The organism is Leptospira sanjuanensis (genome assembly GCF_022267325.1).
GTDB lineage: Bacteria > Spirochaetota > Leptospiria > Leptospirales > Leptospiraceae > Leptospira > Leptospira sanjuanensis.
The window spans coordinates 1,053,405-1,079,510 of the sequence record NZ_JAIZBG010000001.1 but is presented as its reverse complement, the minus strand read 5'-3'; the positions used below and the strand labels follow the sequence as shown (position 1 = coordinate 1,079,510).

Annotated in this window: 24 protein-coding genes and 1 riboswitch; of the genes, 14 read left to right on the top strand and 10 right to left on the bottom strand. The window is 47.0% G+C overall.

Annotated elements, in window-relative coordinates; all coding sequences use genetic code 11:
* Nucleotides 1-31: 31 nt before the first annotated feature.
* From LFX25_RS04925 to LFX25_RS04915, 3 genes are all read right to left on the bottom strand, one after another.
* Nucleotides 32-1,195 (bottom strand): YncE family protein, encoded by a 1,164-nt coding sequence (locus tag LFX25_RS04925; RefSeq protein WP_238729247.1) that lies wholly within the window; start codon nucleotides 1,193-1,195, stop codon nucleotides 32-34.
* Nucleotide 1,196: 1 nt separating this feature from the next.
* Complete coding sequence (locus LFX25_RS04920; RefSeq protein WP_238729246.1) at nucleotides 1,197-3,347, bottom strand: TonB-dependent receptor plug domain-containing protein; 2,151 nt, start codon at nucleotides 3,345-3,347, stop codon at nucleotides 1,197-1,199.
* 106 nt (nucleotides 3,348-3,453) lie between these two features.
* Nucleotides 3,454-3,629, bottom strand: a riboswitch (cobalamin riboswitch).
* 153 nt (nucleotides 3,630-3,782) lie between these two features.
* The gene (locus LFX25_RS04915) at nucleotides 3,783-4,829 is read right to left on the bottom strand and encodes a CapA family protein (protein ID WP_135582417.1); all 1,047 of its coding nucleotides are present in this window, start codon (nucleotides 4,827-4,829) and stop codon (nucleotides 3,783-3,785) included.
* Nucleotides 4,830-4,916: 87 nt separating this feature from the next.
* Between LFX25_RS04915 and LFX25_RS04910 the strand changes: the two genes are divergently transcribed.
* The 4 genes from LFX25_RS04910 (at nucleotide 4,917) to LFX25_RS04895 (ending at nucleotide 8,969) form a co-directional block, all read left to right on the top strand.
* Nucleotides 4,917-5,783, top strand: a complete 867-nt coding sequence (locus tag LFX25_RS04910; RefSeq protein WP_238729245.1) for a class I SAM-dependent methyltransferase — start codon at nucleotides 4,917-4,919, stop codon at nucleotides 5,781-5,783.
* A 171-nt stretch (nucleotides 5,784-5,954) separates the two neighbouring features.
* Nucleotides 5,955-7,343 (top strand): sensor histidine kinase, encoded by a 1,389-nt coding sequence (locus LFX25_RS04905; RefSeq protein WP_238729244.1) that lies wholly within the window; start codon nucleotides 5,955-5,957, stop codon nucleotides 7,341-7,343.
* Nucleotides 7,336-7,785: a response regulator gene (locus LFX25_RS04900; RefSeq protein WP_238729243.1), complete on the top strand. Its 450-nt coding sequence runs from the start codon at nucleotides 7,336-7,338 to the stop codon at nucleotides 7,783-7,785. Before LFX25_RS04905 ends, LFX25_RS04900 begins: the two co-directional genes overlap by 8 nt.
* A complete protein-coding gene (locus LFX25_RS04895; protein WP_238729242.1) occupies nucleotides 7,785-8,969 on the top strand; it encodes a hybrid sensor histidine kinase/response regulator in 1,185 nt (394 codons plus the stop codon). The genes LFX25_RS04900 and LFX25_RS04895 overlap by 1 nt, the downstream gene beginning before the upstream one ends.
* Before the next feature lie 218 nt (nucleotides 8,970-9,187).
* On the opposite strand, the gene LFX25_RS04890 is transcribed toward LFX25_RS04895, so the two are convergent.
* Entirely contained in the window at nucleotides 9,188-10,366 is a 1,179-nt protein-coding gene (locus LFX25_RS04890) for a lipase/acyltransferase domain-containing protein (protein ID WP_238729241.1), read from the bottom strand.
* Between the two features lie 113 nt (nucleotides 10,367-10,479).
* Between LFX25_RS04890 and LFX25_RS04885 the strand changes: the two genes are divergently transcribed.
* On the top strand, nucleotides 10,480-12,336 hold the full coding sequence (locus tag LFX25_RS04885) for an esterase/lipase family protein (protein WP_238729240.1): 1,857 nt from the start codon (nucleotides 10,480-10,482) through the stop codon (nucleotides 12,334-12,336).
* Nucleotides 12,337-12,340: 4 nt separating this feature from the next.
* On the opposite strand, the gene LFX25_RS04880 is transcribed toward LFX25_RS04885, so the two are convergent.
* Nucleotides 12,341-13,042 (bottom strand): lysophospholipid acyltransferase family protein, encoded by a 702-nt coding sequence (locus tag LFX25_RS04880; RefSeq protein ID WP_238729239.1) that lies wholly within the window; start codon nucleotides 13,040-13,042, stop codon nucleotides 12,341-12,343.
* A 67-nt stretch (nucleotides 13,043-13,109) separates the two neighbouring features.
* Entirely contained in the window at nucleotides 13,110-13,529 is a 420-nt protein-coding gene (locus tag LFX25_RS04875; protein ID WP_238729238.1) for a hypothetical protein, read from the bottom strand.
* A 171-nt stretch (nucleotides 13,530-13,700) separates the two neighbouring features.
* Here LFX25_RS04875 and LFX25_RS04870 point away from each other — a divergent pair, with 171 nt between their 5' ends.
* The 3 genes from LFX25_RS04870 (at nucleotide 13,701) to LFX25_RS04860 (ending at nucleotide 16,303) form a co-directional block, all read left to right on the top strand.
* Nucleotides 13,701-14,567, top strand: a complete 867-nt coding sequence (locus tag LFX25_RS04870; RefSeq protein WP_238729237.1) for a bile acid:sodium symporter family protein — start codon at nucleotides 13,701-13,703, stop codon at nucleotides 14,565-14,567.
* A gap of 147 nt (nucleotides 14,568-14,714) precedes the next feature.
* The gene (locus LFX25_RS04865) at nucleotides 14,715-15,257 is read left to right on the top strand and encodes a hypothetical protein (protein ID WP_238729236.1); all 543 of its coding nucleotides are present in this window, start codon (nucleotides 14,715-14,717) and stop codon (nucleotides 15,255-15,257) included.
* An 11-nt stretch (nucleotides 15,258-15,268) separates the two neighbouring features.
* Entirely contained in the window at nucleotides 15,269-16,303 is a 1,035-nt protein-coding gene (locus tag LFX25_RS04860) for a DMT family transporter (RefSeq protein ID WP_238729235.1), read from the top strand.
* A gap of 20 nt (nucleotides 16,304-16,323) precedes the next feature.
* Here the strand turns inward: LFX25_RS04860 and LFX25_RS04855 are convergent, their stop codons facing one another.
* The 3 genes from LFX25_RS04855 to LFX25_RS04845 all read right to left on the bottom strand — a co-directional run bounded on the left by LFX25_RS04855 (nucleotide 16,324) and on the right by LFX25_RS04845 (nucleotide 21,227).
* Nucleotides 16,324-17,733, bottom strand: coding sequence for an Lcl C-terminal domain-containing protein (locus tag LFX25_RS04855; RefSeq protein WP_238729234.1), 1,410 nt, complete (start codon nucleotides 17,731-17,733; stop codon nucleotides 16,324-16,326).
* Between the two features lie 156 nt (nucleotides 17,734-17,889).
* Nucleotides 17,890-19,296, bottom strand: a complete 1,407-nt coding sequence (locus LFX25_RS04850) for an Lcl C-terminal domain-containing protein (RefSeq protein WP_238729233.1) — start codon at nucleotides 19,294-19,296, stop codon at nucleotides 17,890-17,892.
* 209 nt (nucleotides 19,297-19,505) lie between these two features.
* Nucleotides 19,506-21,227: a SpoIIE family protein phosphatase gene (locus LFX25_RS04845; protein ID WP_238729232.1), complete on the bottom strand. Its 1,722-nt coding sequence runs from the start codon at nucleotides 21,225-21,227 to the stop codon at nucleotides 19,506-19,508.
* Nucleotides 21,228-21,419: 192 nt separating this feature from the next.
* On the opposite strand from LFX25_RS04845, the gene LFX25_RS04840 reads away from it, so the two are divergent.
* The 5 genes from LFX25_RS04840 (at nucleotide 21,420) to LFX25_RS04820 (ending at nucleotide 24,038) form a co-directional block, all read left to right on the top strand.
* Nucleotides 21,420-21,560, top strand: a complete 141-nt coding sequence (locus LFX25_RS04840; protein ID WP_238729231.1) for a hypothetical protein — start codon at nucleotides 21,420-21,422, stop codon at nucleotides 21,558-21,560.
* Nucleotides 21,561-21,584: 24 nt separating this feature from the next.
* Complete coding sequence (locus LFX25_RS04835) at nucleotides 21,585-21,857, top strand: DUF736 domain-containing protein (protein WP_238729230.1); 273 nt, start codon at nucleotides 21,585-21,587, stop codon at nucleotides 21,855-21,857.
* Between the two features lie 72 nt (nucleotides 21,858-21,929).
* Entirely contained in the window at nucleotides 21,930-22,532 is a 603-nt protein-coding gene (locus LFX25_RS04830) for a LemA family protein (RefSeq protein ID WP_238729229.1), read from the top strand.
* An 11-nt stretch (nucleotides 22,533-22,543) separates the two neighbouring features.
* A complete protein-coding gene (locus tag LFX25_RS04825; protein ID WP_238729228.1) occupies nucleotides 22,544-23,458 on the top strand; it encodes a TPM domain-containing protein in 915 nt (304 codons plus the stop codon).
* Nucleotides 23,459-23,474: 16 nt separating this feature from the next.
* Nucleotides 23,475-24,038, top strand: coding sequence for a TPM domain-containing protein (locus tag LFX25_RS04820; protein WP_238729227.1), 564 nt, complete (start codon nucleotides 23,475-23,477; stop codon nucleotides 24,036-24,038).
* Between the two features lie 98 nt (nucleotides 24,039-24,136).
* On the opposite strand, the gene LFX25_RS04815 is transcribed toward LFX25_RS04820, so the two are convergent.
* Nucleotides 24,137-24,535, bottom strand: coding sequence for a SufE family protein (locus LFX25_RS04815; RefSeq protein ID WP_238731506.1), 399 nt, complete (start codon nucleotides 24,533-24,535; stop codon nucleotides 24,137-24,139).
* A gap of 159 nt (nucleotides 24,536-24,694) precedes the next feature.
* On the opposite strand from LFX25_RS04815, the gene LFX25_RS04810 reads away from it, so the two are divergent.
* On the top strand, nucleotides 24,695-25,708 hold the full coding sequence (locus tag LFX25_RS04810) for a zinc-dependent alcohol dehydrogenase family protein (RefSeq protein WP_238729226.1): 1,014 nt from the start codon (nucleotides 24,695-24,697) through the stop codon (nucleotides 25,706-25,708).
* Nucleotides 25,709-26,106 lie beyond the last annotated feature (398 nt).

Genomic DNA, 26,106 nt, shown 5'->3' with positions numbered 1-26,106 from the left:
AAATCCCGTTTTCAGAAAAAATTCAAGAGAATTATTTCAATTCGATAATATCGTACGGCTGCAGATCGACCGAGATCGGATTCGGGGTCAAGAGTGTGTTTCCTCGTTCCGTGTCGAACATCGTCACACCCGGTTTCTGAAACTGAGTATTCCCCACGTATAAAATCTTATCGGATGCGAGAAGAATGCTCGAAAGACTCGCATCGTAGCTCGACGGAATCGTGAGAAGCGTGGCAAGTTTTTCGCCGGTAGTCGGATTGAATACCTGAAGCGTTTTCGTAAAACCCGAATCCAACACGGAAGCGTATCCGATCGTATCCGATTTCACTTGAACGGTAAGAATGTCGCCGCCCGCGACGGCTTCGGAATAAAGCAAACGCGAAACGAAACTCCGCGTCGACAAACGAAACGCGCTCACACCGCCGTCGATCTGACTCAAGAAACCCATTCTCCCCGGAGTTGCGATCACAAGATGAGGTTCTCCGAAAAGATCCGCAAGCTGCGGTTTATTTACGGGATTGGAACTTGGAAACGTATAAACACCCAAGACCGAATCCGTGGTAATGCTTATCTCGACCAAAAGAGAAGTAGTGTTCGGTGGAAAATAACCGGAAGGATCGTTACGATCCAATCTTTGAATGCAGACAAAGAGAGAATCGCCCACGATTTTCATTCCGTTCATCTCGGGAATCCCGTCGGGAGCGCCTCCTGTGGAAAACGTTTCCGCGTAAGCTCCGAGATCGATCGAACCCGTGACGGTCAAATACGTCGGATCCACGATCAAAAGACGATTGGAACCGTAAAGGCTCACGTATGCTTTGGAAGCACTTGCGAATTCCATGTCGACGGGATTCACTTTCAAACCGAGGGAAAGCTCCGCGATCGTCGCAAAACCGTAGTTAGGTTCCAGAACCTGAATGCTGTCCCGGTTGAGTCGGTTTAAAACGAAAACCCTTCCGATTCCGAAACGAGCCACGGCATCCGAATGGATCGGAGTCAACCCGGGATACGAATACAACAAAGAAGGATTTACGACCTTAAAACGCCCGCCTCCTCCGAAATCAGTCGTAACGACTCCGATATTACCGGGAGAATTCTGCGTCAAAAGAAGACTCAAGAAAGAAGGCCTTTCGATGTCCCTGCAAAATACATTCAAAAAAAAGAATACAATTAAAATCTTAAGTTTTGAATTCATCTCAAAACCTCATACTCAGAGTCGCATACCAGCTTCTTCCCGGAAGAGGATAACCGATCAGATCCGAGATTCTTTTATCGGTAAAATTCTTCACCTCGAAGGTGAAAAGGAATTCCTTTGACGGAGCCGATTCTTTTTCATTTCCGTGAGAATCCTTTACGGGTTCTCCGGGCTCCGAATACAAAACCCAGGTGAAAAAATAATTCCAGATTTGTCTCGCGGGAATGTAGTTCACGTATTCGTTCGTTCTATCCCGAAACACGGCTCCGATATACAACAATTCGATCCCCGTTTCCAATTTCCTACCCTTCCAGGAGAACGTGCTGGAAAATTCATGTCTCGGTCTCAAAGGAAGAATCTTTCCGTGCAGATACGGAGACGAAGAAGTGTTGACCGCTTCCTGATAGGTGTAATTGAACAAAAACTTAAAACCGTATTTCCAATCCTCTCGATGGGAGAATTCAACGCCTCGAATTTTCGCGGAGTCCACGTTTTCCGGACGAAGGGTAAACTGAGAATTGGGAAGAAACAGGATCATATCCCGGATGTCTTTGGAAAAATACGAAACACCGGATTTCGTTTTCAAAAAGGAATGATCGGTTTTGAATACGAAACCCGCGTCTCCGTTTCCGCTCTGTTCCGGTTTTAGATTCGGATTCGCAATCACGGCTCCTTGTTCACCGAACATCTCCAAAAAGGAAGGAATTCTATATTGTTTGGAAACGTTCGCCTGAAACTGAACATCCCAATTTTCCCGTTCGAACATCTTCCAAACGAAACCGAACTTAGGATTCGTGAATCCCGTCTTTTTTTGATCGCTTGCGAGAGGATTCTCCCTTCGATACCAAGGTTCTTCCGAGGGGAAACGGTCTTTGTATTGATCCCAGGTCACGGAAGGAATCAGCAAAACCTTCGCTTCGAAAAGACGAATCTCGTCCTCCAATCGAAAGGAAGAATAAGCTCTTTCCTTGAGCGGTTCGACGCGGCCGACGATGTTGGAAGGAGTCAGACGTTCCCGATCGAAGGTTTCCTTTTCCAAAGAAGCGAAACCGCGTATGATCTGATAATATTCCGCGAGATACAAGGTCGGCATCACTTGAACACCCATTTGACGGATCTCCGCTCTCGAGTTCGGAACTCCTTTGGAAAACTCGGAAGCGGGATCGAACAAATCATCCTTGGCCGCGGTATAAAAGCTTCTCGTTTCCAATCGAAACGAATCGATCAGCAATCCTTTCGTATCCGTCGCGAACGAACCCATATAACGATCGTATTTACGGTGGACCTGATTTGTCTGATTGGAGCCCGGTCCGGGCAGACCGTGGATTCTATGATTGAAGTCGTTTAATAATTTCAGTTCCGTTTTACCGATCCGGTATTTGAGGGTTCCGAAAAGTGCGGCCCGTTCGAACGAAGCGTTCTTTCTTCTGTCAACGGTATCGTCTAACGTGTTTAATACGACCGTCCCATGATCGTTTTTAAAGGAGAAGTTTTGGTCCGATTTTTCGCCGAGCGCCAAAAAACTCGCTCCGACGCCGTTGTATGTTCCCGTGTGAGATACGCTCGCCTTTCCCGTGTTAAACGAACCTCCCCCGATGTTGATTCGCGTCCGCGGTTTGCCCGTATCCTTTCTCGTAACTAGATTGACCGAACCTCCGATCGCTGATCCCGAAAATCCGATCGGGTTTCCCGAACGATAGACTTCCACACTTTCCAAACTGTCAAACGGCAAATCGGCGAGATTGACTTCTCCACCTTGGGAATTGTTGATCGGAATTCCGTCCAAATAAATCCGGGATTGGTTCGGATTGGTTCCTCGGATCGAAAGAGTGGAATACGAACCCAAACCCCCGAAAGAACGCACCCGCAAACCGGCCTCGCGTTCCAAAACCTCCGGCAAAGAGGTATAACGCGCCGAGGTTTCGTCGAGTTTTATCGCGGATTGAAATCCGCTCGGATTGGACCTGAAATTTTGGGAACCGGAATCGGAAACCTTTCCGAGCACTTGAACGGTTTCGGCTTTTTGAACGGAATCCGTTTTTGGGGAGACGGGAGAATTTGGATTCTGTTGAGAATAAACGTCCGAAACGCCGAAAAACAGAAACAGGATTATAGAATATTCTAAAATTCGAATGTGATTTTCCTGTCCCATTTTTCGCCCGGGAATGAAGGGAAAGAAAAACCGGAAAATCCGAGCGGGGTTTCGTGCAAACGAAAGCCTATTTTTCAAACCCGACCTTAACTCCCGAAAGTCCCATCAGTTTGTTGTCGGCTTGTTAGGTCTTCTGGCTTTCGCCGACTTCGCATCCTTCCCGCGTTATACGCAGTGGTTTTGTTGCGAAATCTCTAAAGGCGATTACAGCTGCGGGTTCAGCTCCGGATTTGAACCGGATTCCCTTCCTCTTCGAGGATGAACAAGCTTCCGTTCCAAGATTTCCGGGCCACACTCCGCGAGCAAGAGAATTCTAAACGAAGAATCCGAGAACGCGAAAGTTTGCGGTTTCGGATAAACTTCGAAAGAAAAAACGCGACTTTTGGAAAAGGTTTTGCGGATCGAAAAGCGCCGGATTCGGCATTCGAAAAAGATTCAAGCCCCCGGAAGAATCGTTCCGTCTTCGGAAATCTTCGGTCCTTTGCCGGGGAAATCTTCCTTGGTCAGCTTTTTCATCAGATCGATGGTTTTCTTTTCGGGATCGTATTCCGGAATCGAGGCGGAGTCCAACTGCAACGGAATGATCTTTCCTTTTACGAACTTACCTTGTGCGTCCACTTCCGCTTCCAACACGAGAGAATAACCCACGATTCCTCTGGATGACAACGCGCGGTACCCCATAAAGTTTCCGAGAGAATACGCGATCAGCCTCCCCTTATACAATTCCATCGCGCGCACTAAGTGAGGACCGTGGCCGATCACGAGATCCGCGCCCGCGTCGATGAGAGAATGACTGAACTCGACTAAGTTCCCTCTGTATTCTCCGTAAAAACGTTCCATCTGATTTTTAACGTGAAGAGCCGGACCTCCTTCAGCGCCGCCGTGAAAGGAGATGAACACGAGCTGCGCCTTTTTCTTCGCTTCTTTGACGAGCTCCACTCCCTCTTCGATTTCGTTTACGTTGTTATGCGACTTCAAATGGGAGAATCCTATCCAAGCAATCGAAACGTTCTTGACGGTCATATACGTGATCATTCCCTTCTTACCCGTATAACGGATTCCCGCGTCGGAAAGATTTTTCTGAGTGTCGTCGAAACCCTGCTGATGAAAATCCAAGGAATGATTATTAGCAATGCTTAAAATATCAAAACCCACGTCTTTCAAAACCTTCGCGTAAGAAGGAGGTGTTCTGAAGGCGAAGATCATTCTTCTCGAAGTGTCCTTGGACGTGTTCGGATAATTGGTCAGAGTGCTTTCGAAATTTCCGAAAAGAATGTCCGCGCCTTTCAGATAATTCTCCACTTTTCCGAATAAGAACGATCTCGGATCTTGGATGTTCAAGGGTTCGGGGAAATTCGTACCGGGAACCATGTCCCCCACTGCTTTGATTTTGATCGTCGTGTTCGCCTGCGGATCGGCGGAAAGAACGGATGAAAAAAGAAATAAAACGGATACGACGGAAAGAAATACGGACTGTTTCATGTCCTTTCATCAGTTTCAAGACGAAGATCCTCGTAAAGCAGAATTTCTATCAAAGGAATCACGCTTCTTCCCGATACGATATATAGAATGGAACGCATCCCCTGCAATACCTGCGGCTCTTTCGAGTTCAAACCGTTATTCTCCAAATCCAATCATAAGAACGAACTCTTTCACATCGTTCAATGCAAACGTTGCGCTCTCGTTCAAGTAAGCCCTCAACCCTCTCCCGAAGAAGTCGCGTCCTACTATTCGGAGGAATATTTTTTAAAACGAAGCGATCGCGGATACGACAACTATTTTTCGGACGGAATCCGAAGCGAAATCTCGCGCGTATTCGGACTCAACCTGAAGGACTTGGACTTCGAGTCTTGGGAAGAATCCTTATCCGAGTCGAAACGTTGTCTCGATGTCGGCTGCGCGGCCGGTTATTTCGTGGATTACATGCAGCAGCGAGGATGGGATTCGCACGGAATGGACATCGCCGAAGCTCCGGTAAAGTTCGCACGCGAGAAGTTGAAACTCAAAGTGGAGCGGATTGATTTTTTGGAATGGAAACCGTCCAATGCGGAACGGTTCGACTTGATCACCCTTTGGGCCTCGATCGAACATCTCCACAAACCGAAAGAAACATTAGAAAAGATTCATACACATTTGAAACCCGGCGGAAGAATCATACTTTCCACGTGTCGATGGGGACTTCTCGCCGAACTTCAAGGGCCTTCCTGGAGGTATCTAAACGTTCCGGAACATCTCTACTATTATTCTCTTCCGGGAATCGTTCGGCTCTGCGAATCGATCGGTTATCAAAAGAAAAAACACGTCACATACGGAAGCGGGCTGACGGCAAAAAAAGACGCGTCCGTATTTTATAAGGCGTTCAAGTGGATCGCGGACCCGGGTGTGAAATTTTTCGACCAAGGAGACATGATGGCTCTTTGTTTCGAAAAACGTTAACGACCGCTCGACAAACGGGCGGGGACATAAAAAAGAGCTCTTTTCCCGATTTTTTTTCGTCGATTACTTCAGAAAAATGTAAAATACCTTTCCGGAACGTATGAACAAGAAATAAATCTCTTGCGACAAATCCGCCGGTATATACAATAATTCCTCCGATTGAGGTTCGCTTTGAAGAATACGATTGAAAAGAACGTCGTCCTTGGATTGATCGTCGTCGTATTTTTAAACACGGTCATCGCGGGTGCCACTTTTTACGGACTCAGACAATCCGAAAATCTGAAAAAGTGGGAAACACATACGCAAGAAGTCATCATCCATCTGGAGGAAACTCTCTCTTCTTTCAGCGAACTTCATTCCGCGATCCGCGGTTATATCCTTTTTAAGGACCGATCTCTCTTTGAAAACTTCTATAAAAATAAAGCCGCGATCTATGAAAACCTCGAACAAGTTCGAAACTTTACCGCGGACAATCCCGTACAACAAAAACAGATCGCCGTTGTACGTTCGTTAGTCGATCAAAAACTCGCTTATTTGGAGGAACAAGTAATCCAAAGGGAAATGCGAAGCCTGGCGAGTTATAACATTCCTTTCCGTTCCCCGCAAGGAATTCCTCTCACCGAAAAGATCAGGGGCCTTTTGTTCGAAATGAAAGCGGAAGAATTCCGTCTGTTAGCGATCCGTCAAAAAGACTCCGAGCGGAATCTCGCGATCGCGACCACGTTGGTATTCTTGGGAATCGCGTTGAATCTTTCCTTCATCGTCCTTCAAAATCTGCTGATCTATAAGGAAAGCAAACGCCGCAAAACCGCGGAAGGGGTTGCGGAACGATCCAACGAAGATCTGAAGAAATATTCCGCTCAGCTCGAACGTTCGAACAAGGACCTCGAGGCGTTTTCATATTCCGTTTCCCACGACCTTCGGGCGCCGATTCGGGGAATATCAGGTTTTTCTAAAATTCTAGTGGAAGATCACGGAAATAAACTCGACGATGAAGGGAAAAGAATTCTCGACATCATCATCCAGAACTCGGAAAACATGGGTCATCTCATCGACGATCTTTTGGAATATTCCAGACTGGGAAGAAAGGAGATCACTTTTTCCACGGTGAATATGAAGATGATGGCACAAAAGGTTCTCGAAGAAGTGTCGAATTACTATCCCGGTATCAGGATGAATACGGTGGTGGGCGATCTTCCCCAGGCAAAGGCGGATTCGGGTCTTCTAAAACAGCTTCTTTTCAACCTTGTTTCCAATTCCTTTAAGTATTCCAAAGAAAAGGAACAACCGAAGATCGAAATCGGTTCGTATCAAAACGAGGGCGAAACGGTTTTCTTCGTCAAGGACAACGGAGCGGGATTCGATATGAAATACGGACACAAACTCTTCAATATGTTTCAAAGATTGCATCATTCGGATCAGTTTGAAGGAACCGGCGTCGGTTTGGCGATCGTCAAAAGGGCCGTCGAAAAACACGAAGGAAGGGTTTGGGGAGAAGGCAAATTGAACGAAGGAGCCTGTTTTTATTTTACGTTAGGAGTTCATAAAAACCGTGAATAACCTCCAGGACAATCTGATTTCGATTCTTTACGCGGAGGACAATCCGCAGGATTCCGAACTTACTCTAAGAAGTTTAAAAAAACATAATCTAACCAATCAGGTAAAACTGGTCCGCGACGGAGAAGAGGCGTTGGAATATCTTTACGCGACGGGACGTTACGAAAATCGGGATAAATATCAACTCCCTTCCCTCATTCTTTTGGATTTAAAGATGCCGAAGGTGGACGGCATAGAGGTTTTGCGTAAAGTAAGAAGCGAAGAACATACCAGGATGATTCCCGTGGTCATCCTTACTTCTTCTGCGGAAGAAAAAGACATCGTGGAAAGTTACAAACTCGGAGTGAACAGCTACGTGGTCAAACCTTTGGAGTTCGGCAAGTTCAGCGACGTCGCAAGCGAAATCGGATTTTACTGGATTCTAATGAACAAAAGCGTATCCTAATGATTCAAAAGAAAGTCTATATCATCTGCATCGAGGATAACCCGAACGATCTGGCCTTGATGATCCGGCAAATCAGCGCGAGCGGTCTTGATTTTTCCTATAAACAAATTCAAACCAAAGAAGAATTGATTCAGGAATTAAAGACCAGCGAACCGGATCTGATTCTATCCGATTTTTCCTTACCTTCCTTCGATGGAATGGAAGCCTTATATGCGGTTAAAAAATATCATCCGAACGTTCCGTTTCTTTTCGTTTCAGGCTGGTTGGGTGAAGACGCGGCGATCGAAGCACTCAAACAGGGAGCTACGGATTATATTTCCAAAAACAAAATCGCCAAACTGATGCTCGCCGTTGAACGTGCTCTCAAAGAATCCGAGGAAAGACAACTTCTCGAAAAGGCCGAAAAGGAAAACGAAACCCTTAAATCGCAGCTGATTCAAGCTCAGAAACTCGAAGTCATCAGCCTTCTCGCAACCGGTGTCGCGCACGAGATCGACAATCCTCTGACGATCATGGTCAACTACGCACAACTGATTCTCGCGCAAAGCAAGGACGATTCGATTCTCAAATACGCAAGCAATATTTTGGCCGAAGGCGAGCGGATCGCAAAAATCACGAAGGATCTTCTGCGATTGGCAAGACAGGAAAAGAACGTTTTTTCCCAAGTGAATTTTCAGGAAATCATTCAAAAGACCGTTACCCTTTGCGAACAGTTGTTTAAGAAAGATATGATTCGTATCGAACTCGATATGAATTCTTCCATATCAGAAATACAATGCGTCCCTCAACAGATCCAGCAAGTCGTATTAAATCTTTTAAACAATGCGAGAGACGCGCTCAATCTGAAGTATCCTAAATTCGATTCGAACAAACTGATTCTCATCCGTGCGAACCCGTTCGACAAGGAAGGAAAACCCTGGATTCAATTGAGCATCGAGGACCATGGCGTCGGAATTCCTCCCGAAGAAGCGATGAAGATCTTCAGTCCGTTTTTTACGACCAAAAAAGTCGATCAAGGAACGGGATTAGGTCTTTCCGTCAGCATCGGAATCATCAAGGACCACGGAGGAGAACTCTATTACGAAAGTATAGAAAACGAATATACTCGTTTTTTTATAGAACTCCCGGTTAATCCCGAAAAACGAAACGAGTCCGACGAAAGTATGCAGAAAAATTTCGCTTGAAATCCCTGCTCCGCTCCCACTCCAAAATAAGTTCTTATTTTCTCGGATTCGTACAACTCCTGCGTTTTTTCTTTCGGAAAGAATTCGGAGAACGTATAAGCGCGGCAAACCGAAAGAGTTTCCAAAGGACGGCTTTGTACGCTTATCCCGCGCATCGGAGATATAGAAACGCCGTCAGGTTCCTCGAGGAGAATTTATTTTCGAAGGGAAAATAAAATTCATTCCTTTAAGAACGCGGCGATTCTTTCCCAAACCTTAGGGTCGTTTAGAAGATCCGAATGTTCCGCTTCCGTGATAAAACTTTGATAAGCGACTTCATCAGGAGGAATCGAACTCTCGAACGTAACTCTTCCGTCTCCCGGCGCGCGAATCGAATTCTTAAAATCCCACATCCAATGATCCGGATTCTTTTCGGGTAAAAGGGTGCGCATCGTAGGTCGATTCTTCGCGTGAATCACAAGCGCGGGAGGAAGTTTGTTTCCTTTTCGGATTTCGAGAGAATTCCGAAACGCAAGAGCCAAATCCAATCTGGATTGAAACTCCCGAAACGTCGGGGGAGGTTCGCAATGCGCTTCGTGCGAATACGGACCCAATTCGTATTTTTCCCAATCGGAAGCATTAAAAAAACGGAATGGAATCGTTTTGTGATCCGAATCCTTTACGGTGTCCTTCAGATCGAAACTTCCTTCTCTCGGAAAAAACGTATAAACCGAAATGAAACTCGAAACGACGCAAGCGCTCGTGATCTCGGGATTCAATCCGGTGGAAACTCCGGAGATTAAGTCTTCCATAAATCCGATCCCTCCGCGAAACGGAACTCCCGCAAAAACCGCCTTTGAAACGAGATCCGGTCTTCGTTGAATCACGGAAAGGGAAAGATTTCCTCCGTTGCTATGGCCGACTAACACCGGTAATACGCCATTCTCCCTTTGAACGATTTCCAAAAACGCTTCGAGCTTGAGAGAATTCTCCCCGTTGTCCTTACGCCAATCGTACGGAAACACATACAACTTTACGGATCCGATTGAAGAAATAAAATTCAACCAAGGTTCGTAAACTTTCGCTTCGATCAGCGAAGGAATCAAAGTCACCGAAGTCAAAATTCCCCCCGCTTCGACTCGATCGTTCTTTTTAAGAGTCAGATCGGGAACGGTAAGATTCAGAGCCTGCCAAGGACTGAGCCACAAACGATCCCAAGAACCGTCTTCGTTTTTTTGAAAGAGTTCCGAACCCTTATAGCCGGGAACGAACACGATCGGAATCGGAGTTCCCGCGACGACGGAACGACTTCCCGATTTTGTCGGCCATAACCCCGGACCGAAAACGGTTTCCTTCGAAACGGAACAAGAAGAAATCAAAGAAGCAAATACGATCAATACGATTGGAAAGAATTTCACGGTGCAAGAATCGTTGCAGGAAGAAACTTTGTCTATGGTAAAAACGTTTCGATTTTCTTTTTAGCTTGTCAGAGCTTCGGATTCTGATATTGGTGAGATCAAGGTTCCGCTTGATGAAATTTATTTTTTGGACGATGCTCCTTTCGTTTTCTTTACTGAGTTGCGCCACGTATTCCACTTCCGTTTATTCCCAATTCGAACAGGAAAAACTCGTCAACAGAAGCGGCGTTTCCTCGAACAAACTCAGCCTACTTACGACTCGGTATTTAAAAAGCAACGATCTCTTCGAAAAATTCGAACGCGATCCGTTAGTCGTCATCTACGATTTGGACAACCTACTTCTCGCACACAAGTCGAGAGAACTCTCCTACTTCCTTTCCGAACTCTGTTACCTAACCGGAAACGAAATGGATAGGGAAGATCCTCAGTTCGCAAAGATGTATGCGTCCGCTTTGGTTTACGCGTACACCTATCTGTTCGATAAGAAGGCAAGTCCCGCTCCCGATCCGTTTTCGGCGGAATTCCGATTCGCGCTTCTTACTTACAACCGATCGCTCGCACAGCTGGTTCGTTATGCGAAAAAGAACCGCAAACTTGCAAGCATCACCGACTTAAACCTTCCTTTGATCCGGGGGACCCTGGAGATGATCGGTGCGGAAACCGAATCCGCTTGGAGTCCGCAGAATTTCCTGCAAGTGGAAGTCGCCTACGACTATCGCGTCAAAGGGTTTTCCAATCACATCAGCAAATACGGAATCGGAACGCCTCTGATTCTAAACCGGAAGTTCCCCGAAGACGGATCGCATACGGAACGGACCAAATACGAATTCATCGCCGGAGTCGGACAAGCGTATCCCGCAACCGCGTTCCTTAGTTTAGAGGAATCTTATTTAGGAAATCGTGATTTAATGAATCTGAAAGCGAAGATTCATGTCTACGATCCCGTGTTTCGGGATCGCATTCAGTTGGACGGAATGGATCTTCCTTTGGAAAGTGATACGACCACTCCGCTCGCCTACATGCTGACGATCGCGCAACAACGCGACGATCTGCTTTCCGTTTTTGACGGAGAAACGGCGATCACGAGAAAAGGTTTGTATCTCGTTTATCCCTATCACAAGAAAAAAATTCCGGTCGTGTTTCTGCACGGACTCGCTTCTTCTCCGTTCATTTGGTTTCCGATGATCAACGAACTTCTGTCCGATCCCGCCATCAAGGAGAAGTATCAATTCTGCGTTTATTGGTATCCGACCGCGATGCCCATGGTTTTTTCCGCGGCGGACTTTAGAGAAACGTTATATGATTTACGCAAAACATACGATCCTAAAAACGAAAATAAGAATTTCGATCGAGCCGTTCTGATCGGTCACAGCATGGGCGGGCTCGTCGCCAAACTCGCCGTCACCGAAAGCAGCGTGGAAGAATGGATGGCGGCCGCCGAGATCCCGCACAGCGTATTCGATTCCTTGAACGAAGAATCCCGCAAAGAAATCAAAAAGGTTCTGGAGTTCAAACCGGTTCCTTTCGTCAAAAGAGCCGTGTTCATTGCGACACCGCACCGAGGCTCCAATCTCGCGGAAGGAATTTTCGGAACCATCGCTCGGTTCGTCTTTCGGCTACCGAAGGAAGTCCTAAAAAAAATAGAGTACGGATATGCGTTCTTAAACGCGACCCACAAAAAGGGAGAATTGGTCGCCGGAGTTTACGGAGTCGACGGACTCGCACCCAAAAGTCTGTTTATGAAAGTGACCGGAAACCTGAAACCGCAGGTGAAATTCCATTCCATCATCGGAAATTCCAAACTCGCGGATCTGGATTGGATCAGCGACTCGGTGGTTCCGTATGAAAGTTCTCATCTGGATCATCCCGAATCGGAAATGTTGATCGAATCCGAGCATTCGGTTCAAAACCACTTGCCCACGTTTCTCGAAGTCAAGCGGATCCTAAAGGAACACGCGAAAGAAAATTAGAATATTATTGATTTCTCAATTCTTCCGCTTTGTCGATCGCCCGTTGACGGTTTTCCATCATCGCTTTTTCCACGTTTAAGCGAGCTTCCTCGAACCCTTTTTCGTCGAGTTTTTTCGGAATGAAAATCGGTTCGCCGTAGGAAACTACGAAGGTCGTGAAGGGTTTCGGAATTCTATGTTTGTCCCAAGCTTTTTCCGCGATCCACTGACGCGTACATTCATAGTGCATCGGAACGATCGGGATTTGGGAAACCTGAGCGCAGGCGATCAGACCGGGCTGCACCACAAAGGCCGGACCTCTCGGACCGTCGGGTGTGATCGCAGCGGGAAGATTTTTTTTGAGATGAACGAATAAGGCTTTGAGAGCTTTGGAACCGCCCTTGGAAGAACTTCCCCGAATGCTGTAATTGCCGAAACGATGCACGACTTCGTTGATAAAATCCCCGTCCTTGGATTCGGAAATCAAAACGGCCGCACCCGCGTTCTTATTGAGATAGGGAGAATAAAGAACGTTCGTATGCCAGATGGAAAGAATGTAAGGCTTTTTTTCCTTTCGGAGTTTAACGAGACCTTCGTCTCCGATATTGACTCGGCGGGACGTAAGACCGATGAGTCTCTGCAGATTGACGACTAAGAACGGAATCAACCAAATTAAAAACTTTCTTTTGAACGATTGTTTTCCGTTCAAGTTAGAATTTTCTGCCATGCAACACGAGAATTTTCGGAATTCGGAAATTCATCACCTCTTTTTTTAAACCCGGACGGAACGACCGTTACGGCGGAAATTCAGTGGATTTATAAAGGCTGGAGAATTCTTTACCTCTCGGAAACAAAAGAAGCATCGCAACGAAGAAAACTCCCATTCCGATCCAATGAATCGAATCGGAAGTCACGAAATAGAACACCCCGTTGATCGTATAACCCGCTTCCGCAAACATCGCGGAAAGAATTTTAGACTGAGAATACGAAACGAATTTTTCCTTCGGTCCCAAATCATCCTGAATCATCTTCCTTTTGGCGAAGAACAGAGGAACATACCAGGCGATCGGCAACAGGAAAACCGTTACCGCCAAAATGATTCCGCTCAGATCGCTCGGAAGAGTTCCGTTCGAGTTTGCAAGAAACACGAAAAATCCGCCGAACACGACTAAGCCGATTACAAGCGCGGTATAAATGATTTTTAAGTTTCTCATCGTTTTTCCTATCCTACAACGGAAAATCGGAAATTTATTTCCAAATTTTTCGTTCAATCGTTCGATAAAAGGAAAAATCGAAACGTAAAATTTACGAAATCGGAAAATTACTCTGGACTGGATATTCGAAATTCAATATAGAGTTCGAAACAAAAAAATAGGTCGTTCACTATGGAATCCAATTTGCTGACAGACGTATTTCTCCCGATCGCGTTAGGCATTATCATGCTCGGAATGGGGATGACTCTTACGATCGCCGACTTCAAAAGAATTTTCGTTCTTCCCAAGGCCGTGATAACCGGTCTTACGTTGCAGCTTCTGCTTTTGCCGATCACCGGCTGGATCATCGCCAGCGTTGCCGGTCTTCCCGGAGAACTCGCCGTGGGACTGATGCTTCTCGCGCTTTGTCCGGGCGGCGCGACTTCGAATTTAATCACACACTTGGCGAAAGGAGACGTGGCGCTTTCGATCACGTTAACCGCAATCACAAGCTGCGTCACCGTTCTTTCCATCCCGTTTCTTCTGAACGTTTCTATGCATCATTTTTTAGGCGCGGGTCAAATGATCGAACTGGATATTCCGAGAACCATTCTCCAGATCTTTTTGATCACCGTTTTACCGGTAACGCTCGGTATGATTCTCAACGCGAAAAAACCGGAGTTGTCTCGGAAGTTCGAAAAGACGGTCAAGATTCTTTCCGGAGTTTTTCTCGTTTTGATCATCGCAGGAGCGATCATCCGCGAACGCAACAACATCATTCCCTATTTCATCCAAGTCGGTCCCGCTTCCCTCGCGTTGAACCTGATTACGATGGTATTGGGATTTATCGGCGCGACGATCATGAGAGTCACTCAATCGCAGAGAACTTCCATCACGATCGAAGTGGGGATTCAAAACGGAACCCTCGGAATCGCGATCGCGAGTTCGATCCTGAAAAATCCGGCGATGGCCGTGCCTTCGGCGATTTACAGTTTGATCATGTTTGCGACCGGAGCGCTCTTTTCGCTTTGGATGCACAGAATTCCCGATTCCAAATAAGGAATTTTACGACTGAAAAAAGCGTTTCTCATCCTTTTCTGCGCGGTTCAGTTTTCCTGTACGACGGTCGGCTTTCACCGGGAAGCCGTACGGAGGGAAATCGACTTCGGAAAGGAGGAAACGCTTCGTCTCTGCGTCTGGAAGGACGTGAAGGTTTCCAAGGAGGAATTGATCGAACTGATCGGAGCCTGGAACCAAGAATTAGAATATTATAAAATCCGTGTTTTGTTAAGCGAAGTCCAGGATTGGGAACGTCCCGGCTGGACCGGAATGGCGATCATGGATCGGGTTTTTGCCGCGGCGCTTCCGAGCCGATGCGATCGTCTTCTGGCAGTCGCGGGCGGAAAGTTCAGCGATACCGCGTTCGAACTAGTCGGAATCTTTTTGGCGTTTTTGGGAATTCCCAGCTTTCAGGTTTTAGGAGCCGTGGAAACAAAAACCGGAACGAGAGGTTATATTCTCGGACAAACAAGAACTCTATCGCATTGGATGGCGGGCGGTTCAAACGGCACTCTGATCCACGAAGGGTATCATCTTCTCGGATGCGGACACGCTTTCTTTCTCAGCGATTGTTACGTTCAAATCCGAAAGATCAAAGAATTAAAACGAAAGAATGCGGAATCCGGAATTCAATTCTTCCCTTCCGTCGATGAGGACGGAAATATCTTTCTTAAAAGCCCCTGGGAATAAGTCATGGTTTTATGGAAGCCCCGGAACCCAGATGGAAACCTTTTTTAGGAGCGGCGCTCGTACTCGCGGGAGCGGTTTTCTTTTCCGCAAAAGCGATCTTCGTCAAACTCGTATATCGATACGAAATCGATTCGATCACCGCGCTCGCTCTTAGAATGTTGTTTGCGATCCCGTTCTTCGCTTGGATCGCGTATCGCTCGGGAAATTCGAATTCCTCGACCGCTCTTTCCAAAAAGGATATCGCATTCATCTTTGCGCTCGCGTTCTTGGGATATTATCTCGCGAGTTTATTCGACTTTATGGGTTTGGAATATATTTCCGCGGGATTGGAAAGACTTACCTTATTCGTTTATCCCACGATCGTTCTCGTGATCAGTTCCTTGCTCTACAAAAGAAAGATCAAGACCGTGGAAGTGTTCGCGATTCTTCTTACCTATTCTGGAATCGCGATCGCATTTATCGGAGATATTCAAACGGAAGGCCCGCAAGCGAGCAAGGGAGTTCTGCTCGTATTCGCATCCGCCGTCGCCTATTCTTTGTATCTCGTAGGAAGCGAATCCTTGATTCCTAAATTAGGTTCGGTCCGTTTTACTTCGTATCTTATGCTTTTGTCCGGTTTGATCGTGGTGATTCATTTCTTTATCGTAAAGAATCCGGCGGCGCTCCTACAACCCGTACCCGTTTACTTATACGGACTGGCGCTAGGAGTTTTGACGACCGTAATCCCCGCCTACTTTACGACGGAAGGAATTCGGATGATCGGTTCGGGAAGAGCCGCGATCGTCGGCTCTGTCGGCCCGATGTCTACGATCCTGCTCGCATGGATTTTTTTAGGAGAACCCATCACTTCCTCCGGAATGGCCGGAACGATTTTGGTGTTGGCGGGAGTTCTTTCCATCGGAAAGAAAAAATCGGAAACGACTCAAAAAGAATCAGCGCCCGCTCCAAACGGAACTGCTGCGGCAAACGGAGCCGCATCGAACCGAAAAAGTCAAAGCGAAGAAGATTCCCGAGACGCGAACAATGCCGAAATCACGATGAACTAAAACATTAGAATATACTAAAATTATGGTCCGTCTTTGACGCAGCGGATCGCCGCGGTAGTAGCCAAAAAGGAACTCAAAGAAATCGGACCGTAAACGAAATCCAGAAGAAACAAATTCTTATTGGAAGGGTCCGGATTAGCGCTGCTCGTGAGATAGGTCACGTTCACGGGATTATTCTTAAAATACGCGGTGTCAAGAACTCCGTTTCCTACGGTAAATCCGTATTCGACGATCGAACGAAGCTCGTGAACGTTCGGAAGTCTCCAAGGTTTTCCGTCGCTTGTGGCGATGTTCGCACAGAATTGCAATCCCGCCTGACGCGCAATGTTGGTTAACGTTCCGCTCGAACAATTCGTTCCCGATTGTCCGTACGAACACTGAGCCCAACGGAGATTGGAGGTTTTTTCCAGAATCGTTCCGTCTCCCATGTCCACGAATTGTTTTGCGGGAAACGCACCGCTTACGACACAACGCACTGGAAGCGATCCGGTTTCGGAAAGATTGCTCGAAGTTCCCTGCGCAAAATTAAACGTCCATCGACTCGAACCCGGAGTCGCAACCGCGGTCCCGGACCAAAACGTTTGGGAAGAATTCGGAAAGAATGTAACGTCGAGATACGGGCTCGGAGTCGGATTCTCGTATGTGGAAATCGAATACAATTCTTGAATAGACGGAATTCTCCAGGACTTATAACCCGCGTAACCGTTACCTGCGTTTAACGCGTCGCAGGCGGCAACCGCACTTGCATAGGAATATTGAGAATTCGTTCCGCTGCAATCGACCGGATTCGTTCCTTCGGGACAATGTTTCCAAGCGAGTCCTGCGATCTTATCGTGAATCACGGGCTGAGACGGGTATTCGGGAAAGACGGTTTTAACGAACGAAGCCTGCGGTCCGTTTTGAAAATCCGCATCTTGATTCGGATGAACGGTACCGCCGCAAGCAATCGAATTCAAAGTTCCGTCGTAACAAATCTTTTGCCCCGCGTCCGTGATCGGGTTCGTAACGGAAACGGAAACCGTATAATTTTGTTCGGTTCCGTTGCCGGCAACGACGGAATACGTCACCGGATTTGAAAAATCATTCCAATTGACTCCGCTGATCTGAGTCGTTTGTCCGACCTTAACGGTCGCGTCGGCGGACACAGAAAACGTCGGTCTAAGTCGGGCGACGACTCCGTACGGAACCGTTGCGGTAATATTCGTTCCGTTGATGACGGTGGGATAATCTTGGGAAAGAAAATTCTCCTGAGCCGAAAAGGAAAACGAAGAAAATGCGGTTCCCGATCCGAGATTACGGATGATTCCCAAACCGCTTTGCAGTAAAAGTCCGGCGTTCGAAGAAGAATCAAAACTGATCTTGTCGGCTTGCGCACATGAAATCAAAATCAATGCGGAAGAAATCCAGAAACTGCGAATTAGGGAGCGCATAAGGTTTGTCTTATCTATTAGAAGGATCCAAAGGAGAATCGTTCTAAGATTTTTTTATAAAACAAACTAACGTTCAGGAGGGGTCAACGCGTTTTCGGAGAAAAACCGAAAACGATCGCAAAATAAAAGGAAGAGTTACGACTTACGCAATCAAATTCAATCGGAAACACAACGGGTATAATTGTTCGTAGCGGAAGAAGCCAAATCGATCATCGCATCGCCAAAACGAACCCGTTGAACCTGCCCTCCTCCCGGAATCGAATTGCTCGTACCGTAAATCGACGATGCGAGAGTGTTCGGAAAAAAGCTAAGATCGATCTTTGCATCCGAAGTCGACGAGGAAAAGTCCAGTAAACTTCGTAATTCGTTGACGTTCGGGAGTCTCCAAGAACGCCCCGCTACCGTTGAGGTTTCGCAAGCGTTCAAAGCCGCGGCAAAGTTTTGGCTTGAGACGATTCCAGTCGTACACTGTGTGGAACCCGATGTCCAAACTTGTCCGATGGAACATTTTTGCCAAACAAGACCAGTCCGATTGTCACGAACCGATCCGTCGTTCAAATCCGTAAACGATGGAGAAGGAATCGCAGCTCCGGAAACGCAGCGGACACGATTGCTTCCTGCGACTTTATCATGTGAAAAGTTGACTCCGCTTATGAAATTGAATCCCCAAACTTGCGCGACGTTCGTTTGGTTCGTAGAAGAGGACCAGAATCCTCCCGTTCCATTCGGAAAGTGGGAAAGGTCGATATAAGCGCCGCTCGTCGGTGCGGCATTCGTGCTTAAGGTCATCAATTCTTCGATGCTCGGCAATCTCCAACCTTGCAGTCCCGCATATCCCGCTCCGGAATTCATAGAATTCAAATCGTTACAATAAGCGACCGCGGCAGGTTGTATATAATAATAAGTCGTCGTACAAGAAGTGCCGCCCGTTCCTCCGCCCGGACAATATTGCCAAGTTAGTCCGGTCTGACGATCGAACGTAACGGGTTGGGGAGAATACCCGTTTAAGACGACATTGGACTGAAACGAAGAAGGAACACCCTTGGAATACTCCGCATCTTGACCGGGAGCGGCCGCGCAAGTGGTTAAACAATTCGTTTGTCCCGCGTCCGTTAGACGAAATGTCGGAATTACGTTCACGGAATAATCGGCAAAACTACCGCTCTTTGCGGTAACACGATATACAAGAGAAGAACTGAAATCGTTTTCGGTTTGTGCGCTCGTCTGCGAAACTCCGTTGATCTGAACCGCCGCGCCCGTGTTTACAAAGGTCGCCTTCAAACGACGAATGGCGCCGAACGGAACGGAAACCGTGATCTGCGTTCCTGAAATTTCTCCGACAAAGTCGGTGGCAAACGAGTTTTCTGCCGCGTTGAATCGAAACGAAGTGATTTCTTTGGAATCGGGTCCGAAGCCGTTTTGAATTCGAAAAACTTCTACCCCGCCCTGAAACAATAATCCTGCGCTGGAAGAGGCGTCGATGCTGATCCGTTCCGCTTCAGAACAAAAAGTAAAAAGAAAGATTCCGGCGATGAGCCGGATCAAAACCATAAATCGATTCATAAAAAGGTAATTTCCTTTGTTATGAGAATTATAGTTCCTTCCTTGTGGCCAATCCTGCCAGGTTATAAAGTAGATCGTTTTATTGCGAAATCGTTTAAGAAGCCGATTCGTTTTCGAAGGAGAAGGAGATCCTACATTCTCCCGTTGCGAAAAAGAGGCTATCTATAAAAATCAAGCTGCGATTTCGAAAGAAAGAATCGATTCTTCGTTTAATAAATATCCAAAATCATTAAGGCGATATCATCTCCAAAGTTTCCGCCCGAATAGGCGAATAGATCCGATACGATCAATTCGATATAATCTTCGATGGATTCCGTCGCGAGATATTCTTCAAGGATCGAGATCAAACCGGGAAGATCCAAAAGTTCTCCCTGGGCGTCAAAGATCTCGTACATCCCGTCCGAAAAGAATACGACCCGATCCCCGTGTAAAAGATCGATGGATTGATCGTAATACTGCGCCCCTTCAAACGCAAGAAGAGGAAGATTCATCCCGTCGAGTTCGATCCGTTTTCCGTCTCGAAACAAAAGAATCGGAGGATGTCCCGCATACGAATAAACCAAACGTTTCGATTCGGGAATATACTTCACGCGCACAGCGGAGATATGATGATCGACTACGAGAGGTTTGAGATCTTCTACGATTCGAATGAGTCCCTCGGCGGGAGACAATCCGATTCGGGAAGAATTCTTAAACGAAATCACGACCATTCCCGAAACCATCGCGGATGAAATCCCGTGACCCGAAACGTCCGCAAACAAAATGTCGATGCTTCCGTCCTCGTTTTCGATCGTGCTGATCACGTCCCCGCCTACTTTTTCAAACGGACGGAAGTATGTTTCCATGCGGAAGTATTTCGAATCGGGAAAGGTTCGATCGACAAGGGATCGTTGCGTAAGTCTTCCGAGTTCGAGATCGTAGTGCATCCGATCGTAAAATGCGTTTAAGGTTCCTTCTTTTTCTTTGCGATCGAAAGCAAGGACGATCAAGTCGCCGATCAAACCGAGAATGGATATCTCCTCTTCGGTCCAAGTCCGATCCTCCCGCACCATATCGATTCCGAAAAAACCGATTTCCTTTCCTTCGTATGTCAAGCGGATGATGAGCAGCGATCGGATTCCTCTCGGAAGAATCAACTCGCTCAGGAAAGAATTCTCCCGTTCGATTTCTTCGACGGAATTGAACGCGATGTATCCGTCCTTTCGTATCTGTTCGAAACGATCGGCGGGAAGATTTTGTACGGGAATATTCTGGAAGTACGGAAGCTGAGAAGGGATTCCTTCGCGGCACCATTCGTACGTGTTGGAAAGATATTTATGAGTATTTGAGTATTCTATAATATAGGCTCGGTCCGCGTCGCAGATTCTCCCTGCCTTTTCGATCGAGTTGCGGATCGCGACGTCCAACTCCATCGGAGGAAGCGTGATGAAACTTTTGGAGATTTCGGTGAGATTGCTCTGTAAAAAAAGGGAATACTTGAGTTGATCCTCGGATCGTTTCAAAGGGGTGATGTCTCTTTGCGATCCCCAAATCTGAACGAGTTTTCCCCCCTTCACGACGCCGACGACGCTGTTTAGAAAGTATTTCCGGTTTCCGAACCGATCGGATTCCTTGGATTCAAAATCCTTCATATTGTATTGCGCGCGGATAAACGCGTAATACGGCTCCAGCTCCTCGGGAGAATCGGACAGAACGAGCTGCGAAAGGGTCCGGCCGATCACTTCGGAAGGTGCGGAATATCCGTACATTCTCGCCATGGAATCGTTGCAGATCGTCAGTCTAGCGTGCGTTAGGAGATGCGTTAGCTGATTCGTTTCATTTTGTTTCGTATCGAGAGGCTGATCGAGATCAAAACACCAGATTCCTTCGGCGCTGCTCAGGAAGAATTCCCGATATCGCTCCAGTTCTAAAGAATCCGATTTTATCCGCATAACGTAGTCACCGAAAATCCGCCCTTTATTCTTTCCGTCGGCGATAAAGGTCAAAGGTTTTATCAAAGAAATCCGGGAAATCCGTTCTCCGATTCGAAAAAAAAATCGCAAAAAACGCCGAACCTGCCTCGTAGATTCGGCTTTTTGTCCGGGGGAAATCGTATTCTAAAATCTCAGATCGGAGGCAACACAATGCAAACCACAATGAATCAAGAATGGATGGATGAAAGAATCGAAGCGATCGCGGAAATTCTCGCGGACAAACTCATCGAAGAAATCCGCAAAAGAGCGCTCGAAAAAGAAGCAGTTCGCAAAGCAAGGGAAGCGGCTTAAACGACCGCAAAGGGAGAATCGAATATGGCGGAATACGCACTCAAAGAAAAAAAAGGAAGTCTCTTTAGTAATGCAACCAAGGAAAAGGAAACACAACCGGATTACACGGGCAAGGTGCTCCTCGAAGGGAAAACCTATCGCCTGGCGGGTTGGATTCGAAAATCGGCCACGGGAAAGAATTATCTTTCTTTAAGTCTTTCCGAACACAACCTTGAAAAAAAATCCGAAACAAATTCTCCCGTCGGCGAAACGGACGGGAACGATTTTACGGATATAGAAGAAGATTTTCCGTTTTGAAGAATGAAAATTCGATTTACGATCGGGGTCTAATCGTAAAAGAATTACACCTCTACAGGAGAAAGAAATTTCTTGAAAACGAAAATTCCAACCAAGTTGTTTTTGGCGATTACTTTCACACTCGCGGTCTTGGGTTCCACCAACTGCGGATATAACGCGATCCAGGAAGAAGACGAGGCCGTCACTGCGTCTTGGGCCGAGGTTTTGAACCAATATCAAAGAAGAGCCGATTTGATTCCGAACTTGGTCAACACCGTGAAAGGATACGCGGCTCAGGAAGAAAAAGTGTTAACCGAAGTGACCCGAGCCAGAGCCGGAGTCGGTTCGATTCAAGCGGACGAAAAGACTCTGAACAATCCGGAACTTTTCAAAAAATATGCACAGGCGCAGGCACAGATGACATCCGCTCTTTCCCGTTTGCTCGTTGTTGCGGAAAATTATCCTCAGTTGAAATCCAACGAAAACTTTCGGGACTTGCAGGCACAGCTCGAAGGAACGGAAAATAGAATCACCGTGGCGCGCAACCGATACATCCAAGCGGTGCAAAAATACAATAGTACCATCCGAAAATTTCCGAGCAATCTCACCGCAAAACTTTTCGGATTCGACGTAAAACCTTCGTTTACGGTCGAAAACGAAAAGGAAATCTCCAAACCGCCCGAAGTTAAATTTTAAAAATTTTGAATATGATCCGGTTGAAATTCGGAATCCTTTTCTTTATCGGACTTTTCGCGTTTAGCGCGGGTTGGACTTTAAAAACGGGAAACTTTTCCGTTTTTCTCTTAAGGGAAGAATGGAAAGCGGAGGATCCCGTCGTTCCCCCGCTGCGTACGCAGATCACGGACACGACGTCGACGCTCACCGACAAACAAAAGGCGATTCTAACCTCCACGTTAGTCGCCTTTGAAAAAAGAAAAGGAAGTCAGATCGCGGTTCTTGTCGTCGGCTCCACTCTCGATTGGACCGTGGAGGAATACGCCGTCAAAACCTTCGAAGCTTGGAAACTCGGACGCAAAGGAATCGACGACGGAATTCTGATCGTGGTCGCGATCGGAGACCATAAAACGAAGATCGAAGTCGGATACGGATTAGAAGGCGCGGTTCCCGACGTAATCGCAAAACGAATCATAGAAGATTATATGATCCCCCGGTTTCGCGACGGAAATTACTACGAAGGAATTTCGGACGCGATCGACGCGCTCATCGCAAAGATCGACGGCGAAGAACTCCCCGCCGCGAGCGGTAAAGTCGCGGGTTCCGATTCGACCTCTTCCGGCGACGGGGATTTCGAACCGGAACTTCCGAATAAACTCGTAACAGCATTCATCATTCTTGTCATTCTCGGAAAATTGTTCGGGCTGATGTTCGGTAACGGATTTTCCGGAGGATTCGGAGCCGTCATCTTCGTGATCCTCGGTTTGTTTTGGTCCATCACTCTTTGGTTGTTGATTCCGGGTGCGCTCTTACTCTGGTTTTTCGTTCTCGCAAACGGAGGCGGAATTGGAGGAGGCGGTTCGTCCTGGGGTTCTTCGGGAGGAGGAAGCTCTTGGAGCGGCGGAGGCGGATCGTCCGGGGGCGGAGGCGCCTCGGGAAGCTGGTAAAAAGGATTCAAATAGTATGATAAAGCAATATACATCCGAACCTTCTCTTCTGCAAAGAATTCTGAATCATTGGCTGGAATCTATCTTCTCCCTTTTTTCCTTTACCGCGGACAAATCGAAAACCCATCGATTCAAACGGTATTTCAGCGCGGAGGATTTAAAAAGAATCGAATCCGCCGTTTCCAAATCCGAAAGTTCGCATAAGGGAGAAATCAAAGTGATCTTGGAATCGGCTCTTCCCGTTTCCAGAGTTTTGTTCGGTCTGGACGCAAAACGAAGAGCGGCGGAACTATTTTCCGAAAAAAGGGTCTGGGATACGGAAGAAAACACGGGGATTCTGATCTACGTTCAACTCATCGATCGAAGGATAGAATTGCTCGCCGACCGCGGAATCTACAAAAAGGTCGGACAAAACACGTTAGACGAAATCTGCGGCAAAATGCAGGATGGGTTCCGATCCGGTTCGTATCTCGAAAGCATTCTCGCTGCGATCGAATCGTTTACAAAACTTTTGCAGGAACATTTCCCGCCCGGAAAACAAAACCCGAACGAACTTCCCGACCGTCCGGAAATCATCTGACGGAACGTTTGAAGGCGCACAACCGTCCTCGAAAATCGAAGTCTAAATTGTTAAACGAAATTCAAAATCCGCGAGCGACGAACGAGATCGTTTCGCGTTCAACTATTCCGAAGAATGTTGACCATCGAATAGAGACCGTTTCTGCGAGACATGGAAAGATGTTTGTCGAGACCGATCTCTTTTAAAAATTCCAAAGAAGCGGTTTTGATTTCCTCGCGGGTTCTTCCCGAAAAAACGCGGATCAAAAGAGCGATCATACCGCGCGTGATTGCGGAATCGCTGTCGGCTTGAAACTCGATCTTGCCTTCCTTTTCTTCGGAGACGATCCAAACGCGGGACTGACAACCGGGAACCAAACGCTCGGGAGTTTTGGCCTCATCGGGAAGCGAACCGAGTTCGTCCCCCATCTCGATCAACAGTTGATAACGTTCCTGCCAATCGGTGCATTCCGAAAATTCGGAAACGATTTCTTTTTGAACTTCCGCAACGCTGCTCATAAACTCACTTCCCAGCTTTTCCAAAACGCCTCCGCGAGCAATCAGAAAAAGAGAAGCTGATTCTCATAGCTTAGACGACGTCGGTCCCGCGAAATCGATCGATTCTTTCGAAATCAAAAAATGGTTTTCTTAAAGTCCGTTCGAAAATTTGATCCTCTCATGAGAGTTTACGAAGTTCAAAATCAATTCGGCCTGGAGAATTTAAAAATCGCGGAACGTCCCGATCCGGTTCCTGGACAAGGAGAAGTCCTCGTCCGTTTCAGAGCGGCCTCTTTGAACTATAGGGATTATCTGATGGCGATCGGAAGATACAATCCGAAACAAAAACTTCCTCTCGTTCCTCTTTCGGACGGAGCCGGAGAAATCGCACAGATCGGTCCGGGAGTTACGAAGTGGAAAGTCGGCGACAAGATCTGCGCCAACTTCGCGCAGACCTGGCTCGACGGAGCGCCGGACAACGATATGTTGCGCAATACTCTAGGAGGTCCGCTCGACGGTACTCTCAGTGAATATAGAATTTTCGGAGAACAAGGAATCGTTCCCATGCCGGAACATCTTTCCTTTGCGGAAGCATCCACTCTCCCTTGCGCCGCGCTCACCGCTTACACCGCAATCGTCACACACGGAAACATTCAACCGGGAGGAACGATCGTCGTTCAAGGAACGGGGGGCGTCTCCATATTCGCATTACAATTCGCTAAAATGATGGGAATCAAGGTCATCGCGACTTCCTCCAGCAACGAAAAACTCGCAAAGCTCACAGCACTCGGCGCGGACGAAGTCATCAACTACAACGAAAAACCGGATTGGGATAAGGAAGTTCGCAAGATCACGAACAAGAAAGGCGCGGATCTGATCATCGAAGTCGGAGGCGCGGGAACTCTGCAAAGATCGATCTCCTGCACGAGACCTTGGGGAACGATCGCACTGATCGGAGTTTTAGCGGGTGGAGAAAGCAACAATCTCTCCCTGTTTCCGATCCTGATGCACGGAATTCGAATTCAAGGAATCATCGTGGGAAGCAAACGAAACTTCGAAGATATGAACAAGGCGGTCGAAGCCAACAAGATCAAACCTGTCATTGATCAAATCTTTAAATTCGAGGAAGCGCCTCAGGCTTACGAATCGCTAAAGTCGGGGAAACACTTCGGAAAAATCTGCATCGAAATTTAGAATAAAACGTTATTCTAATGTAATTTCCGCAGTGAACTTCGCCGCAAACGAAGTTTTCCGGCCGACCGAACCGTAAAACGCGTCGCATTCTTAACCGGCGCGTTTATCCCCTTCTCCGCAACCAACCCCCGAAGGCAAAGGATCTTATGCACAATGAAAAAAATTTTAGAAGTTCAACAAGATGTGAATACGCAGAAGATCTTGAACGAAGTCAGAGATCTCCTTTTTTGGAAGGAGTTCCCACAATCGAAAAGAAAGAACATCCTCTATTTTATTAAATTTTTATCCACTATAACAAATATTCCTTGCGTCTAATCCACGAAAGGTCTTCATCGTAGGTAAAAAAGACCTTTTCCAAATCCATTCCAAGATACGATTTGGAAAACTTTCGGGGGACG